Source organism: Salinispora tropica CNB-440, assembly GCF_000016425.1.
GTDB classification, from domain to species: Bacteria; Actinomycetota; Actinomycetes; order Mycobacteriales; family Micromonosporaceae; genus Micromonospora; species Micromonospora tropica.
Genome location: NC_009380.1, coordinates 3,018,046 through 3,031,958, shown reverse-complemented (window position 1 = coordinate 3,031,958; position 13,913 = coordinate 3,018,046). Strand labels below are relative to the sequence as shown.

12 protein-coding genes are annotated in these 13,913 nt (G+C 66.6%); 8 read left to right on the top strand and 4 right to left on the bottom strand.

Features of this window, described 5'->3' with window-relative positions:
- Positions 1-2: 2 nt before the first annotated feature.
- From STROP_RS13560 to STROP_RS13550, 3 genes are read left to right on the top strand one after another with little or no spacing between them, the layout of a single operon-like run.
- A complete protein-coding gene (locus tag STROP_RS13560; RefSeq protein WP_012013921.1) occupies positions 3-467 on the top strand; it encodes an acyl-CoA thioesterase in 465 nt (154 codons plus the stop codon).
- Complete coding sequence (locus STROP_RS13555; RefSeq protein WP_012013920.1) at positions 467-1,003, top strand: flavin reductase family protein; 537 nt, start codon at positions 467-469, stop codon at positions 1,001-1,003. The genes STROP_RS13560 and STROP_RS13555 overlap by 1 nt, the downstream gene beginning before the upstream one ends.
- Positions 1,000-2,358: a cytochrome P450 gene (locus STROP_RS13550; protein ID WP_012013919.1), complete on the top strand. Its 1,359-nt coding sequence runs from the start codon at positions 1,000-1,002 to the stop codon at positions 2,356-2,358. The genes STROP_RS13555 and STROP_RS13550 overlap by 4 nt, the downstream gene beginning before the upstream one ends.
- Positions 2,359-2,529: 171 nt before the next feature.
- Here STROP_RS13550 and STROP_RS13545 read toward each other — a convergent pair whose 3' ends face one another.
- The gene (locus STROP_RS13545) at positions 2,530-3,315 is read right to left on the bottom strand and encodes a helix-turn-helix domain-containing protein (RefSeq protein ID WP_012013918.1); all 786 of its coding nucleotides are present in this window, start codon (positions 3,313-3,315) and stop codon (positions 2,530-2,532) included.
- Positions 3,316-3,806: 491 nt separating this feature from the next.
- On the opposite strand from STROP_RS13545, the gene STROP_RS13540 reads away from it, so the two are divergent.
- The gene (locus STROP_RS13540; RefSeq protein ID WP_012013917.1) at positions 3,807-4,439 is read left to right on the top strand and encodes a MerR family transcriptional regulator; all 633 of its coding nucleotides are present in this window, start codon (positions 3,807-3,809) and stop codon (positions 4,437-4,439) included.
- A gap of 911 nt (positions 4,440-5,350) precedes the next feature.
- Here STROP_RS13540 and STROP_RS13530 read toward each other — a convergent pair.
- On the bottom strand, positions 5,351-6,208 hold the full coding sequence (locus STROP_RS13530) for an SDR family oxidoreductase (RefSeq protein ID WP_012013915.1): 858 nt from the start codon (positions 6,206-6,208) through the stop codon (positions 5,351-5,353).
- 425 nt (positions 6,209-6,633) lie between these two features.
- On the opposite strand from STROP_RS13530, the gene STROP_RS13525 reads away from it, so the two are divergent.
- The gene (locus tag STROP_RS13525) at positions 6,634-7,074 is read left to right on the top strand and encodes a cupin domain-containing protein (RefSeq protein WP_018829932.1); all 441 of its coding nucleotides are present in this window, start codon (positions 6,634-6,636) and stop codon (positions 7,072-7,074) included.
- 61 nt (positions 7,075-7,135) lie between these two features.
- Entirely contained in the window at positions 7,136-7,801 is a 666-nt protein-coding gene (locus tag STROP_RS13520) for a helix-turn-helix domain-containing protein (protein ID WP_012013913.1), read from the top strand.
- Here STROP_RS13520 and STROP_RS13515 read toward each other — a convergent pair.
- The gene (locus STROP_RS13515) at positions 7,790-8,185 is read right to left on the bottom strand and encodes a VOC family protein (RefSeq protein WP_012013912.1); all 396 of its coding nucleotides are present in this window, start codon (positions 8,183-8,185) and stop codon (positions 7,790-7,792) included. The genes STROP_RS13520 and STROP_RS13515 overlap by 12 nt on opposite strands.
- A gap of 714 nt (positions 8,186-8,899) precedes the next feature.
- Between STROP_RS13515 and STROP_RS13510 the strand changes: the two genes are divergently transcribed.
- Positions 8,900-11,068, top strand: coding sequence for a carbohydrate-binding module family 20 domain-containing protein (locus STROP_RS13510; RefSeq protein WP_012013911.1), 2,169 nt, complete (start codon positions 8,900-8,902; stop codon positions 11,066-11,068).
- A 117-nt stretch (positions 11,069-11,185) separates the two neighbouring features.
- Here the strand turns inward: STROP_RS13510 and STROP_RS13505 are convergent, their stop codons facing one another.
- Complete coding sequence (locus tag STROP_RS13505; protein ID WP_012013910.1) at positions 11,186-11,737, bottom strand: DUF5872 domain-containing protein; 552 nt, start codon at positions 11,735-11,737, stop codon at positions 11,186-11,188.
- Positions 11,738-11,963: 226 nt separating this feature from the next.
- Here STROP_RS13505 and STROP_RS13500 point away from each other — a divergent pair, with 226 nt between their 5' ends.
- Positions 11,964-13,907, top strand: coding sequence for a cellulase family glycosylhydrolase (locus STROP_RS13500; RefSeq protein WP_028564091.1), 1,944 nt, complete (start codon positions 11,964-11,966; stop codon positions 13,905-13,907).
- Positions 13,908-13,913: the final 6 nt, after the last annotated feature.

Below are 13,913 nucleotides of genomic sequence, written 5' to 3'. Positions count from 1 at the left end.
AGATGGAGGACTACTTCGAGTACCGGCATACGGTCGGGTTCGAGGAGACCAACCTTGTGGGCAATGTTTACTACGTCAACTACCTCCGTTGGCAGGGCCGGTGCCGGGAGATGTTCCTCCACGAGCGTGCCCCGGAGGTACTCGTCGAGGTTCGCGACGACCTGAAGCTGTTCACCCTGAAGGTCGACTGTGAGTTCTTCGCTGAGATCACGGCCTTTGACGAGTTGTCCATCCGGATGCAGCTGGTCGACCTCGCCCAGACACAGCTGGAGTTCAGCTTCAACTACGTCCGGCTAGCCGCGGGTGGCGAGAGCACGCTGGTCGCGCGGGGTCGGCAGCGGGTGGCCTGCATGCGGGGACCGAACAATCGGACCCAGCCGGCCCGCGTGCCGGAGGCGTTGGTGCGAGCGCTGAGCCCCTTTCGTGCAAGGAACGGGGCGCAACTCGTTGGGACCAGGAGGGCCTGATGGGCATCGACCAGATGACGCCTGTCGCGGCCACCGATCTGAACGGCCTGCGTGGGGCGTTCGGGACCTTCGCGACTGGGGTGACGGTGGTGTCGGTCGGTGACCCGCTACCGCACGGGATGACCGCCAACTCCTTCACGTCAGTATCCCTTGAGCCGCCGTTGGTACTGGTCTGTGTGGACCGTACGGCCGTGATGCATGAGCGGCTCCTCGCCACCGGGGTCTTCGGTGTCTCCGTGCTCGCCGAAGAGCAGGAGAAGGTAGCCCGGCACTTCTCCGACCGTCGGCGTCCCCTGGGCGCGGCCCAGTTCGAATCGGTGGGGTGGACGCCAGGACAGCTGACCGGGGCACCGCTGATCGACGGAGCGTTGGCGCGCTTCGAGTGTGCCGTCTGGCAGGTGTATGACGGCGGTGACCACAGCATCTTCACTGGGCGGCTGCTCTCAGCCGAACGGCGGGGCGAGGACGAGCCCGTGCTGTTCCTGCGCGGTCGCTTCCGGCGTGTCGTGGCTGAACCGAGCGGGGTGGCACCGTGACGGTGGCGGCGGCCGGTCGGACCTTCTCCGGTCCGACCGGCGCCGCCCTCCTGCGATCGCTGTGGCAGCTTGGCCAGGACCGGCTGGGACTGATGACCTCCGCTGCCCGTTACGGCGACGCCGTACGACTTGGTGTCGGCTCCCGGTCGTTGTACTTCTTCAACCACCCCGACCACGCCAAGCACGTCCTGGCGGACAACAGCGGGAACTACACCAAGGGGCTCGGGCTCGTGCATGCCCGTCGGGCGCTCGGTGACGGCCTCCTGACCAGCGAGGGCGAGCTGTGGCGCGAGCAGCGGCGGGTGATCCAACCGGTGTTCCAGGCGAAGCGGGTCGCCGGCCAGGCCCATGCGGTGGCCGAGGAGGCCGATCGGTTGATCGCCCGGCTGCGGGCTCGTCGGGGTCGTGGCCCGGTGAACCTGACCGACGAGTTCACCGCACTCACCCTCGGTGTCCTCGGGCGGACGCTGCTCGACGCCAATCTCGACGCGTTCACCACCGTCGGGGCGGCGTTCGAGGAGATGCAGAACCAGGCCATGTTCGAGATGGCGTCGATGAGCATGGTGCCGATGTGGGTGCCGCTGCCGCAGCAACTGCGGTTCCGCCGAGCTCGCCGGGAACTCGAGCGGATCGTCGGCCGACTGGTCGCGGACCGCACCGCCCGGGGCGAGGGGACGGGTGCGGACGACGCGCTGTCTCGGCTGATCGCCTCCACCCGGGACGAGCCGGATCCGGGGGTCGCCCGGCGGCGAATGCGCGACGAGCTGGTGACGTTGCTGCTGGCCGGACATGAAACCACCGCGAGTACGCTCGGCTGGACCTTCCACCTCATCAACCAGGATCCGCGGGTACGGGTGCGGCTACGCGAGGAGGCGATCGACGTCCTCGGTGGCCGGCTGCCTGAGTACGCCGATCTAGCTCGACTGACGTACACGAAGATGGTGGTCAGCGAGGCGATGCGCCTCTACCCGCCGGTGTGGATGCTCTCCCGCCTCGCTCGCGACGCGGATGTGGTGGACGGGTATCCGGTACCGGCCCGCGCGGATGTACTGATCTGTCCCTACACCTTGCATCGGCACCCGGCGTTCTGGCCGGAGCCGGAGCGGTTCGACCCGGAGCGGTTCGACCCGGAGGTGACGACGGACCGGCCCCGGTACGCCTACGTGCCCTTCGGTGCCGGCCCCCGATTTTGCGTCGGCAACCATCTGGGGCTGATGGAGGCGGTATTCGTGGTGGCGATGGTGTCGCGGGAGTTCGATCTCGTGGCACCGGTGGGACAGCCGGTGGTCGCTGAGCCGATGCTCTCGCTGCGGGTACGGGGCGGATTGTCGATGACGGTCGAGCCGGTGTCCTGAGTCGCCAACTGGTGGGCGGGGGCCGATGCCTCCGCCCACCAGCGTGCCGGCCAGCTGCCGGCAACGCTGTCGGGGGGTACCCCGCGTCGTCATGGTCATATGGGGCGTCAAGCGGTAGGACACCGGCGGGGTTCAGTGCGGGACCCGCCGGTGTCCTACCCGCATTGGGACTCAGGCGGCAAGTCCGGCTAGTTCCGGCCCGTGCTGCCCGTGCATCGCGGCGCGCCGAATGTCGAGCAGGGCCAGCAGCACCGGGGGGTCGATCGAGCGGGTCGGCGACAGTCGGAGATCGCGGGAGTGGGTGACAACACCACGTCTCACGACCAGCGGGCCCACGCTGCCGACACAGGCCGGTTCTGGCTTGGCTAGGGCGTCTTCCGGGTCGTCGCCGGCGACGGAGTGGGCGAGTAGGTACCACTCACCCTCCGGTACCCGGTCCAGTCGCAGCCGGCCGGGACCCCGCAGGATCGTGCACCGGACCGGGCGTCCTTCCGGGATCCGGTCCGGGAACAGCCCCGCGAAGATGAGCGTGGACCCGTGGGAGGCCGAGGACCGGATGGCACCACTCACCGACCCGGTGGCCGATCCCGGCCCGGCATGGTCCATCACGGGTACCTGTGGGGTGAAGCCTCCCAGCCGTCGATAGGTGGTGGGGGAGAGGCCAACACTGCGGCTGAACCGATAGCTGAAGGTCCCCACGCTGGTGTAGCCGACTTGGATGCTGATGTCCGCGACCGTCATGGACGTGGATACCAGCAGGTGCTTCGCACGCTGCAAGCGCAGCGCGGCCAGGAATCGCGCCGGAGTGACCCCGGTCGCTTTCTGGAAGATGCGAGAGAAGTGGAATTTGCTGAACATGGCGGTACGCGCCATATCATCAATAGTGAGTTGCCTACTCAGGTCGTCATGCATTAACGCGATGACACGTTCGGCAACTTTCTCGACCGTGTGTGACACTTGTCTCCCCCAGGAGTGGTTTACCAGTTCCTTTGAACGCGTCGTTTCGATTCGCTACGTATCGCCGGTCGGGCGGTTCGTCAGGAGTCGTGGTGTGCCCTTGTGGGCGGCTTTTGGAGCAGTCGCATTAGCTGTGGGTCTGCACATTCAATCAATGCTCCATTGGCCGTCGGCGTCCATTCGATAAACTCTCCCAGATATGGATGGGCAGGTCGAACGGAATAAAGTTGATATTAGCTGAAGTGATTCTGTGCTGCAACGCCCTGCCGTGCGTCGAGCGGCCTTTGGTGACGCTTGGTAACCGGCGATAAGGGGAATCCCAGGGATCTGTGGGCGAAGTTGTCGACAGTAGCAATCACTAGTGTCCACGCTGCACTTTTGGGGGGGCGTGCATGCATGTAGGGTTGGCTCGGATCGGTGCTTCAGCTGCCGGCCAGTCGCTGTGGGCAAGTGTGGTATACGAGGTCGGCATGCGAGTGTGATGGAATTTGATGCGCATTTCGGAGCTCAGCAAGCAGAGCGGTCTGTCCGTCCCGACAATCAAGTTCTACCTGCGTGAAGGGCTGCTTCAGCCTGGCGTGCGAACTGGCCGCAACCAGGCAGAGTACGCCGAGGAGCACCTCGCCCGACTGTGGTTCGTCAAGGTCCTCACCGGCCCGGGACGACTCGGGATCTCGGATGTGCGCGAGGTGCTGACCGCGATCGACTCGCGGGGCCGTCCACTACGTGGGCTCTGTAGCGTGATAAGTCCCACGGTGGCGGCGATGCCGATGGTGGACGGCGAGGATGACGTTCGCCTTGAGGTTGACAGGTACGTCAACCGGCTGGGTTGGCAGGTGGACGATGACGCGGCGGAGCGGCGGACCCTGGCCCAGGTGCTGGTCATGCTGCGTCGTTTGGGTTGGCCCGATGGGGCTGAGGTGTTCGATGCGTATGCCACGGCGGCGTGTGAGCTCGGTGCGTCGGAGGCCGCGGACCTGTCAGCCGACCCGTCAGACGCGGAGGTGTGTATGCGTCTGACGGCCCGTCTCGTGCTGCTGGACGTGGCGCTGACCGCGCTGCGGCGGATGGCGTTGACCCACCATGCCGGCAGCGGTCCTCAACCGAACCCGCAAGTTCCATAGCGGAGAGTGTTCGTCTGCGTACTACTCGCGCAATCTCAGATAAGATCGACTTGGCGAAGCCGAGGGCCCGTTCCGGCGTGCCGGCACGGCCACCACCACCTCGGTGGACGTTCCCCGCCGGCAGCGGGTTCGTCACAACCCCAACGGCGCCTGCGCCACCGTAGAGACGGCCGCCGCCCACCCACGGGCGCGTCACACGGCAGCGTCACCCGCCGGCCCCTTCGACCGTCCTGCGCTTCGGCTGTCGCCGTACCCGCTCATCCACAGTGACCAGGTCCGCCACCGGACCGTCCAACGTAATGACAACCCCGACGACTGCCGGACCAGCAAGGCCTGGCAGCCGGGTATCCTCGTGACTCTTCTGTTGAAGCTGCTTCGACAACAAGATGATCGCCAAGAACAACGGGCATCCGGACACCAGGATCCACCCTGACGGACAGGTTGATCAGTCGACCCTATCAACGTCGTTGAGCCGCGATGCCTGCTGCTGTCCGGGCAGTGGTTCTCCATCGTGTGGGCCACATATCCGGGCGGCTTGTGCTAAATGCGAGTCGCCATTCATCCATTCGGTCGAATTTGGGTAGTCCGCCTAGCTGAATCGGGGCTCCGCCAGTCGATGCGGTGGATCGGAGCCTCCGGGACCGAGCCTTCTCCGCCCAGACAGCATGACCTCGATCGCGTCGGCCCTACGCCGAAAAGGCCGATACCCATACTAATCCCTAACAGCTTCTGGGACTCCCCTAAAGTGGGCATATCTCGACCTTGCGAACGACCTGGAGTTAAAGCGATGGTAGTTGAGTTGCTTCTCGGTAACTGTCCGATTCCCACTTTGTGTCCGAGTGAAGGCAATAAGCCGGTTTTGATCTGTTCGCCGTCGTGCCGTGCAGACAATGTCTCGCCCGAACGGATTGCTAGCTGACCCAGCCGCGGGTCTCCTCGTACACGGTTGCACCATTGAGGTCCGACAGCGACCAGCCCACAAAGTCCCGCGCCCAGTTCGAGGTCTGGGTCCGGAAGGGCATCTCCGGTGCGGTCAAAGTTTCCATGACCACGGCGGCGACCTCATCGGATGTCTGAGATGTGCCGGTATCCGCCTCGTACATGGCCTGGACCCGCTGCGCGTACGCGGTCAGCGCCGGTGCGTACGGCCCGGCCTGCGCCACCATGGCAGCGACGTCAACGTTGGCGTTGGCCACGAATTCGCTGGTCACTGCGGCGGGCTCGATGACGCCGACCTGCACGCCAACTGTGCGGGCGACCGGCGCCAGCGACTGCATGAAGCCCTCGACGGCGAACTTGGCAGCGCAGTACGCCTCGTTGAAGGGTTGCCCGACGCTGCCGCCGACGCTGCTGATTGTCAGTAGGCGGCCGCCGTTGGCCCGTAGGTGCGGCATCGCCGCATGAGATACCTGGACCACGCCGAAGAAGTTCACCTCGACGCAGGCGCGGATGTCGGCGAGGCTGTCGTTTTCGAGCGTCCCGAGGTGCGCGGCACCGGCGTTGTTGACCACTGCATCGAGCCGGCCGTGCTCGGCTGCTACTGAGTCGATACCTTCCCGGACCGACTCGTCGTCGGTGACGTCGAGGACGCGGATGTCCAGCGACACCCCGGCGGTCTCCGCCGCGGTGTTCAACGCCACCGCCCTCGTGGTGTCCCGCATCGTGGCGACTGTCGTCCATCCGGCTCGGGCGCAGGCGATGGCGGTGGCCAACCCGATGCCGGAGGACGTCCCGGTGATCAGGACGCAGCGATTCGTACCCGTACTCAAGGTCGCACTCCCAGTCGGATCGGGGTCTCCGGTCGCCCGAGGGAAGCGCTGTGCGTCTGCCGTGGGCGTTTGCCATGAAGACAGTACGCGGTGAGCGTGGCCGAGGTCCCGAAGTCGCGGGATCCGACGGCCGCCGACACAAGGGCAGGTGTGGATTGCTTCGGCAGCCGCCGGGTCGGCGGACAACGCCGTTGCGGTACGCCCAGATCACGATGCTCCGTCATGATCAGGTGGAGAATGCCCCGCTCCCGGCGATGATGACCGGGGTGCTGGCAGCATCGCACCGGCGCGGCGGGCGACGCGGATCTCCCCTGCGCACAGCTGGACGTGTCAGGCCGGACCAGCTTGCTACCGTCGAGGCATCGCCTTCGTGCTATGGCTTCTGTGGTGCCTCCCTGGGCGACACATCAGCGAGAGGAGTTCGCGTGCCGGATGTGCCGCGGTCGGAGCTGGTTGCGTTACTCGACCTTGCGCCCCACCCCGAGGGCGGTTGGTTCCGGGAGACGTGGCGCGCGACGCCGACACTGCATCCCACCGGGTACGACGGAAGCCGCAGCGCGGCAACAGCCATCTATTTCCTGTTGCATCCCGATGAGCACTCCCGTTGGCATGTGGTGCGCTCGGACGAGCTGTGGTTGTGGCACTCGGGCGGTCCGCTGACGCTGCGGTTCGGCGGTTCTGGCCAGAGGCCGACGGACGAATTCAGGGAGGTCGCTCTCGGTGCGGATGTGTCCGCCGGTCAGCGTCCGCAGGTCCTGATTCCGGGCGGTACGTGGCAGGCGGCGGTCCCAGCGGGTGACCAACCGGTCCTGGTCAGCTGTGTGGTGTCGCCCGGGTTCGACTTCGCTGACTTCCAGCTGGAGTAGGCTTCGTCGGGGAAGCGGATCCCGCCACGTCGTGTCATACCTGCGGGTGAGGATCGCGGGCATGTACGAGGAACGGGCAGCGCCGCTGCCGTACGTCGTCGCATGGCGTAGCGTCACGTCGCATGGCAGCGCTCCGACGCGGGTTCTGCCCGACGGTTGCCTTGACCTGATCTGGCGGGACGGTACTGTCTTCGTCGCCGGGCCGGACACGACCGCTCGGATCGCGTCGTCGTCGCCCGGCAGTCGCTACGCCGCGCTGCGGTTCGGCGCCGGGACCGGGCCCGCTGTGCTGGGCATAGCCGCCTGCGAGGTGGTCGATCGGCAGGTGTCGTTGGAGGCGGTGTGGCCGGCGGCGGCCGTCCGCGCCATTGCCGAGGCAGAAGACCCGCTCGCCGCGTTGACTGCCGCCGCGCGCCGTCGCTGGCGCGGCACCGACCGTGCGATGGTCGCCTTGGGCGGTGCCGCGCGCGCCGGACTGCCCGTCGGCGTGGTAGCTGAGCGCTGCGGCCTCAGTTCCCGGCAGTTGCAGCGACGCAGCAATGCCGCGTTTGGCTATGGGCCGAAGACTCTGCACCGGATCCTGCGAATGCAGCGGGCAGTCGCGCTGGCACGGACCGGCGAGTCCTTCGCGGCGGTGTCAGCCGAGGCGGGCTACGCCGACCAGGCCCACCTCGCCCGCGAGGTGCGGGCGTTGGCCGGGGTGCCGCTTACCGCGCTACTTCGGTGACGTGATCTGGGCGAAGAGGTCCACGATGGTGCCGTCCGGGTCGCGCACCTGCGCATAGCGTTGTCCCCATGGTGCGTCCCAGGGCTCCTTGACCGACGGGTACCCGGCGGCTACGAGGTCGGTGTGGAGCTTGTCCACCTCGCCCGTGTCCGCGCAGTGAAAGGCCCAGCCGCCGGAGGACGGCTCCGGTTGGTAGTCCGGGTCAAAGGACCGGAGCGAGGCGTGGGTGTCCCACATGAGACGGATACCGCCGGAAACGGTCACCTCGACGTGCGGCTCATCCTCCGCCCCGGCCGGAAACGTCAGACCGAGCTGGCGGTAGAAGGAGAGAGATGCTGCCATGTCGGCCACTGCGAGGCCGATCGCGCTGAAGGTGGGTGCCATGACCCCGACGGTACGAGTGGTTCGTGCCCCCGTCTTGAACGAATCGGACGGGCGGGGTCCCTACTGCGCCCCGGTCCTCAACGCGCGAGCACACACCGTCGCCGCGGTCGTCCAGTGAGCAGTGGAAGCGTGGCTCTTCGTTCCATGCCCCCAACGTCTCGACCGGGGGCACCTCGACACCGGGCACCGTCGAGATCGACCTGGTCCAGGACCAGAGTGGCGTCGCCCAGGCCGGTCAGGCCCGGTGGGTATTGCCGTGGCACGGAGGGAAGAGCTTTCAGCGGTCCGCTCGTTCAACCTCCTGCCTCAGATTGATCATGGTTGGGTGGTCGCCCTAACGTCCGAGGCCAGCTGAAAGCGGGGATGCTGTGGAGTCGGCTACGACGACGTCGTCGCCCTGTCGCACCACTATGCCCACTTGTGTCATGGGTCCACCATAGCGGCGCCCTGGCCATCACCCCGGTGTGCGGTGGCCGGGCGGCGACGGGAGCTGTGCGTACGGGCTCGACGTGGCCTGGTTCTGGCCACCGGCTGCCCGACAGGGAGGGGTCCCGCGCGGCGGGTATCCAGCCCCGGCCGCGTGGCAACGAACGGTGAAGTTTCGAGAATGTTTCCGAAAACTCTTGCAGAGTCTTTCATGGATGCCGCATCGTGTTCGCTACCTGGACGGCCGTCCGCCTTGCCGAGCGCCCCTTCGCACGAGAGGTACCCGTCATGGAAACCGCGAGACCCCATCCGATTGGCCGCACCGGCCGCCTGGTGCTCGCCGCCGCGCTGGTCGCGGTGGGCGGCACGGCGGTCGTCACCGCCGCGACCACCGCCACGTCAGCCCGCGCCGCTGTCGTCCTCAACGACAGCGAGGTGACCGCCAACCTGTGGCAGTGGAACTGGGACTCGGTCGCCGCTGCCTGCACCGACCACCTTGGCCCCGCCGGCTACGGCGCGGTGCAGGTGGCCCCGCCGCAGGAGTCGGTCTACCTACCCAACAGCGCGGACGGGGTGCACCCCTGGTACGAGGTCTACCAGCCGGTCTCGTACCAGCTGGAGAGCCGGTTCGGTAACCGGGAGCAGTTCGCCAGCATGGTCAGCACCTGCCACGACGCGGGTGTGCGGGTCTATGTGGACGCGATCGTCAACCACATGGCCGGCACCAACAACCCGCCCGGCACCCGTGGCTACGCCGGCACCGAGTTCTCCGGCTACGACTACCCGGCGGTTCCCTATAGCGGATGGGACTTCCATCGCCCGGGCGACAACTGCCCGACCGACGGGTCCATCAATGACTGGGACAACGTCGCCCAGGTGACCAGCTGTGAGCTGCTCTCCCTGGCCGATCTCTACACCGAGAAGGAGTACGTGCGAGACACGATCGCGGGGTACCTGAACGACCTGATCGGCCTCGGCGTCGACGGCTTCCGGGTGGACGCGGTCAAGCACATCCGAAAGGACGACTTCGCGGCGATCCTGAGCAGGCTGGACGACACCGTCGCGGAGGGGCGACGCCCCTACGTCGCCCAGGAGATCTTCGACGGCGCCAACAACCCTGACCTCCAGGCCCGAGCGTTCATCGGCAACGGCGACGTGCTCGACTTCGCGTACGCCAAGGGCATTCGCTCCGCCTTCCAGGGCTCCGTCGCGGCACTGCAGAACATCCCGAACTGGAACCTCGACGCGCCGAGTGCCAACGTCTTCTCGATGGTCACCAACCACGACCTGGAGCGCGACGGCGTGGTGCTGTCGTACAAGGACGGCACCGACTACGTGCTCGCCAACTACTTCGCCCTGGCCTACCCGCACGGCAAGCCGTCGGTCTTCGACAGCTTCACCTGGTCGGATCGGAACCAGTCCCCGCCGCACGACGGCGGTGGGTATGTCACCGACGCGGTCTGCGGCGGCACCTGGAACTGTCTGACCCAGAGCACCGGCATCAAGGGCATGGTGGGCTGGGCGAACGCGGCGCGTTCGGTCCAGAGCACCGCCGACTTCACCGTGGTCAACGACAACGTGATCGGCTTCCACCGCGGGGACCGGGCCTGGATCGGCATCAACGACTCCGGCGCCACGGCCACCGCCACCTTCACCACCGGCCTCGCCGACGGTGACTACTGCGACGTCATCTCCGGCGCCGCCGGAGGTGCCGGCTGCACCGGCGCTACGGTGAGTGTCACCGGCGGCCAGGCCACCGTGAGTATCCCGGCGAACGACGCCGTCGCCATCCACGTCAACGCCCGCCCCGGCGCCACCCCGTCACCGACGGTCAGCCCCACCGGCGACCCCACCGACCAGATCGCCACAACCTTCACGGTCAGCGCCACGCCCGGCGCCGATCAGGACGTCTACGCCGTCGGCAGCATCTCCGAGCTGGGCTCCTGGGCTCCGGCCGCCGCGGTGCGGCTGACCCCGCAGGGTGGGAACACCTACCGCGGCACGATCGACCTGCCCCCGTCCACCGCGGTCGAGTACAAGTTCATCAAGGTGACCAGCGGGGGAGAGGTAACCTGGGAGTCCGGCGAGAACCGGAGCTTCACCACCCCCGCCTCCGGCACATTCGCGGTGACGGAGACCTTCCGGGGTGATGTGGTTTCCGGCCCGGCGATCGCCAGCTCGTTCCACGCCACCGTTTACACCTACTTCGGGCAGAACGCCTTTGTCATCGGTAACGTCGCGGAGCTGGGCAGTTGGAACCCGGACAACGCCGTCGCGCTCTCCGCGGCTGACTACCCGGTATGGCGGGCAACTGTCGACCTGCCGCCGAACACCAACATCGAGTACAAGTACCTGAAGAAGAATCCGGACGGGTCAGTGACCTGGGAGTCCGGAGCGAACCGGAGCTTCACCACTCCGGCCACCGGTACCAACACCAACACCGACACCTGGCGATAGCCCCAACAGGGCCCACCCTCGGGATCGACTCCGAGGGTGGGCCCTGATCCTGGTCGCAGCCGCCGTCAGGTGTGTCTCGTAGCGCTGTCTCGACCCGGCCCACCCGCGGTGGGCGCCTTACCTTCGTGCGAGTTCCGCCTCGATTCGGCGGACCAGCGTTTTGCGGCTCTTACCGGCGCGTTCGCGGCGTAGCGCCGACCGGAGTTGGCGGGTGTCGAGACTGTTCAGTCGTTTCGCCGCGTCGGGGACCCGCAGGTCGAGCAGCCGGTCGACGGACGTGGTGTCGCGGCGGCTACGTCTGGCCGGCCCGGTGTTGGCGACGTACTGCCGGCCGCTTCGCGACGCTTTTCGCTTCTTGGTGTCGGTGGCACGGCGTTCCTCCTCGGGGAGTTGCTCCCACGCGCGTTTGGGTAGATAGCGCTTCGTCTCGCCGTCCTGACGTGCCCGGGTGCCGCCCTCTCGGGTTTGCCACTTCTCCCGGCCCCACCGTCGCAGGGACTGCTGCCGCTCGTCTCGTGGCCCCTGGTAGCCCCCACCCTGATTCTCGTACTCCTTGACCAGTAGTTGAGACTTCCGGGCTGACCACTGTCCGGGTCGGGCTCCCTTGTCGGATGCCTTGATTTCATCCTTGAGTCGTTTTCGTAGCTTGGGGTCGGTGTACCGCGCCATGCCCTCGGCTACCCGGTGCCGGCGCACTCTACGCCCCCGCATCGTGGTCGAGCGACTGCCGGACACGCATCCTAATCCATTAAGTAGCGATTACAGAAAGTTTGCTCTTCCGTTACGGCGTCAGTCAGCTTAATCTATGTTTGGAAGCGCTCCCAGTCCACCGCCACCCCACCACCGCCGCTAGGAGCTTCCCGTGTCTGTGAAACCACGATTGCATGCTGCCGCGGTGGCGGCCTGCGTAGCTCTGGGGCTGACAGCCGCCGCCCCGGCCGCGTTCGCCACCACGTCACCCGAGCCGGAGGCGCAGGTCGTCTCGGCCGTACCGGCGGCGGACTGGCTACACACCGATGGCAACAAGATTGTGGATGAGGCTGGTAACCAGGTGTGGTTGACCGGCGCGAACTGGTTCGGCTACAACGCCACCGAGCGAGTCTTCCACGGACTCTGGGCGGGCAACATCGAGACCATCACCCGGCAGATGGCCGAGCGTGGAATCAACATCGTTCGGGTGCCGATCTCCACTGAGTTGCTGCTGGAGTGGAAGGCCGGCCAGACGGTGCTGCCGAACGTGAACCTGTCGGTCAACCCGGAGTTGGCTGGCATGGACAACCTGCAGATCTTCGACTACTGGTTGGCCCTCTGCGAGGAGTACGGCCTGAAGGTCATGCTCGATGTGCACAGTGCCGAGGCTGACAACTCTGGCCATTTCTATCCGATGTGGCACAAGGGGGCAATCACGCCGGAGCTGTTCTACCAGGGCTGGGAGTGGGTAGCCGCTCGGTACCAGAACAACGACACGATTGTCGCGATGGATATCCAGAACGAGCCGCACGGCACTCCGAACAACCCGCCCCGGGCCAAGTGGGACGGCACCAGCGACATCGACAACTTCAAACACGCCTGTGAGACGGCCGGCAACCGAATTCTGGCGATCAACCCGAACGTGCTGATTCTCTGCGAGGGCGTCGAGGTCTACCCGCGGCCGGGGGAGAGCTGGGACTCACCCAACACCGACCCGGACCAGAGCCCCAACTACCACTACAACTGGTGGGGCGGCAACCTGCGTGGGGTGAAGGACCACCCGATCAACCTGGGAGCCCACCAGGACCAGCTGGTCTATTCGCCGCACGACTACGGGCCGCTGGTGCATGAGCAGCCGTGGTTCCAGAAGGACTTTGACAAGACCACGTTGACCAACGACGTGTGGCGGCCAAACTGGCTCTACCTCCACGAGGAAGACACCGCGCCGCTGCTGGTCGGCGAGTGGGGTGGCCGGTTCGGGCAGGACGATCGGCAGGACAGGTGGCTGAAGGCCCTGCGGGACCTGATGGCGGAGATGGTGATTCACCATACCTTCTGGTGTCTCAACCCGAACTCCGGCGACACCGGCGGCCTGCTGCAACACGATTGGCAGACCTGGGACGAGGTCAAGTACGACCAGGTGCTCAAGCCGGCGCTCTGGCAGCACAACGGCAAGTTCGTCAGCCTTGACCACCAGGTACGCCTCGGTGGCGAAGCCTCGACCACCGGCATCAGCCTCACCGAGCGCTATGCCGGCGGCGGGAACGACACCGTCGTGCCGACCGCCCCGGGTCGTCCCGTGGCCAGTGACCTGACTTCCTCGGCAGTCACCCTGACCTGGGAAGCGTCCACTGACAACGTCGGAGTTGTCGCGTACGAGGTGCGGAACGCGACAGACGGTGGCCCGCCGAACACGGTCGCCACCGTCGCCGGTACCACCTACCAGGTGACCAACCTCGCGGCCGAGACCGAATACACCTTCACGGTACGGGCCCGGGACGCGGCCGGAAACTTCTCCGCCGCCTCCCCGGCCCGTACCGTCACCACCCCACCCGGTGGTGGTGGAGGCAGCGGCTGTAGCGCCACGTACCTGCTGATGAACACGTGGTCGGGGGGCTTCCAGGGTGAGATCACCGTGGAAAACACCGGTCCCGCAGCCATCGCCGGCTGGCGGGTCAGCTGGAACGACCCGGGCGGGACTGCGATCACCTCGCTGTGGAATGGCAGGTGGACGGTCACCGATGGCGCGAATGTGGTGATCAACGAGTCGTACAACGGTCAGCTGGCGGCCGGGAGTAGCACCACGTTCGGCTTCACCGGGACCGGTCCGGGCACCGCGCCGGGCGGGCTGACCTGCTCCGCCCCGTGACCCGGG

Coding starts and splice junctions, on each gene's coding strand:
- STROP_RS13560 (WP_012013921.1), top strand. CDS start 3: ATGGAGGACTACTTCGAGTACCGGCATACGGTCGGGTTCGAGGAGACC.
- STROP_RS13555 (WP_012013920.1), top strand. CDS start 467: ATGGGCATCGACCAGATGACGCCTGTCGCGGCCACCGATCTGAACGGC.
- STROP_RS13540 (WP_012013917.1), top strand. CDS start 3,807: ATGCGCATTTCGGAGCTCAGCAAGCAGAGCGGTCTGTCCGTCCCGACA.
- STROP_RS13520 (WP_012013913.1), top strand. CDS start 7,136: ATGTACGAGGAACGGGCAGCGCCGCTGCCGTACGTCGTCGCATGGCGT.
- STROP_RS13515 (WP_012013912.1), bottom strand. CDS start 8,185: ATGGCACCCACCTTCAGCGCGATCGGCCTCGCAGTGGCCGACATGGCA.
- STROP_RS13510 (WP_012013911.1), top strand. CDS start 8,900: ATGGAAACCGCGAGACCCCATCCGATTGGCCGCACCGGCCGCCTGGTG.
- STROP_RS13505 (WP_012013910.1), bottom strand. CDS start 11,737: ATGGCGCGGTACACCGACCCCAAGCTACGAAAACGACTCAAGGATGAA.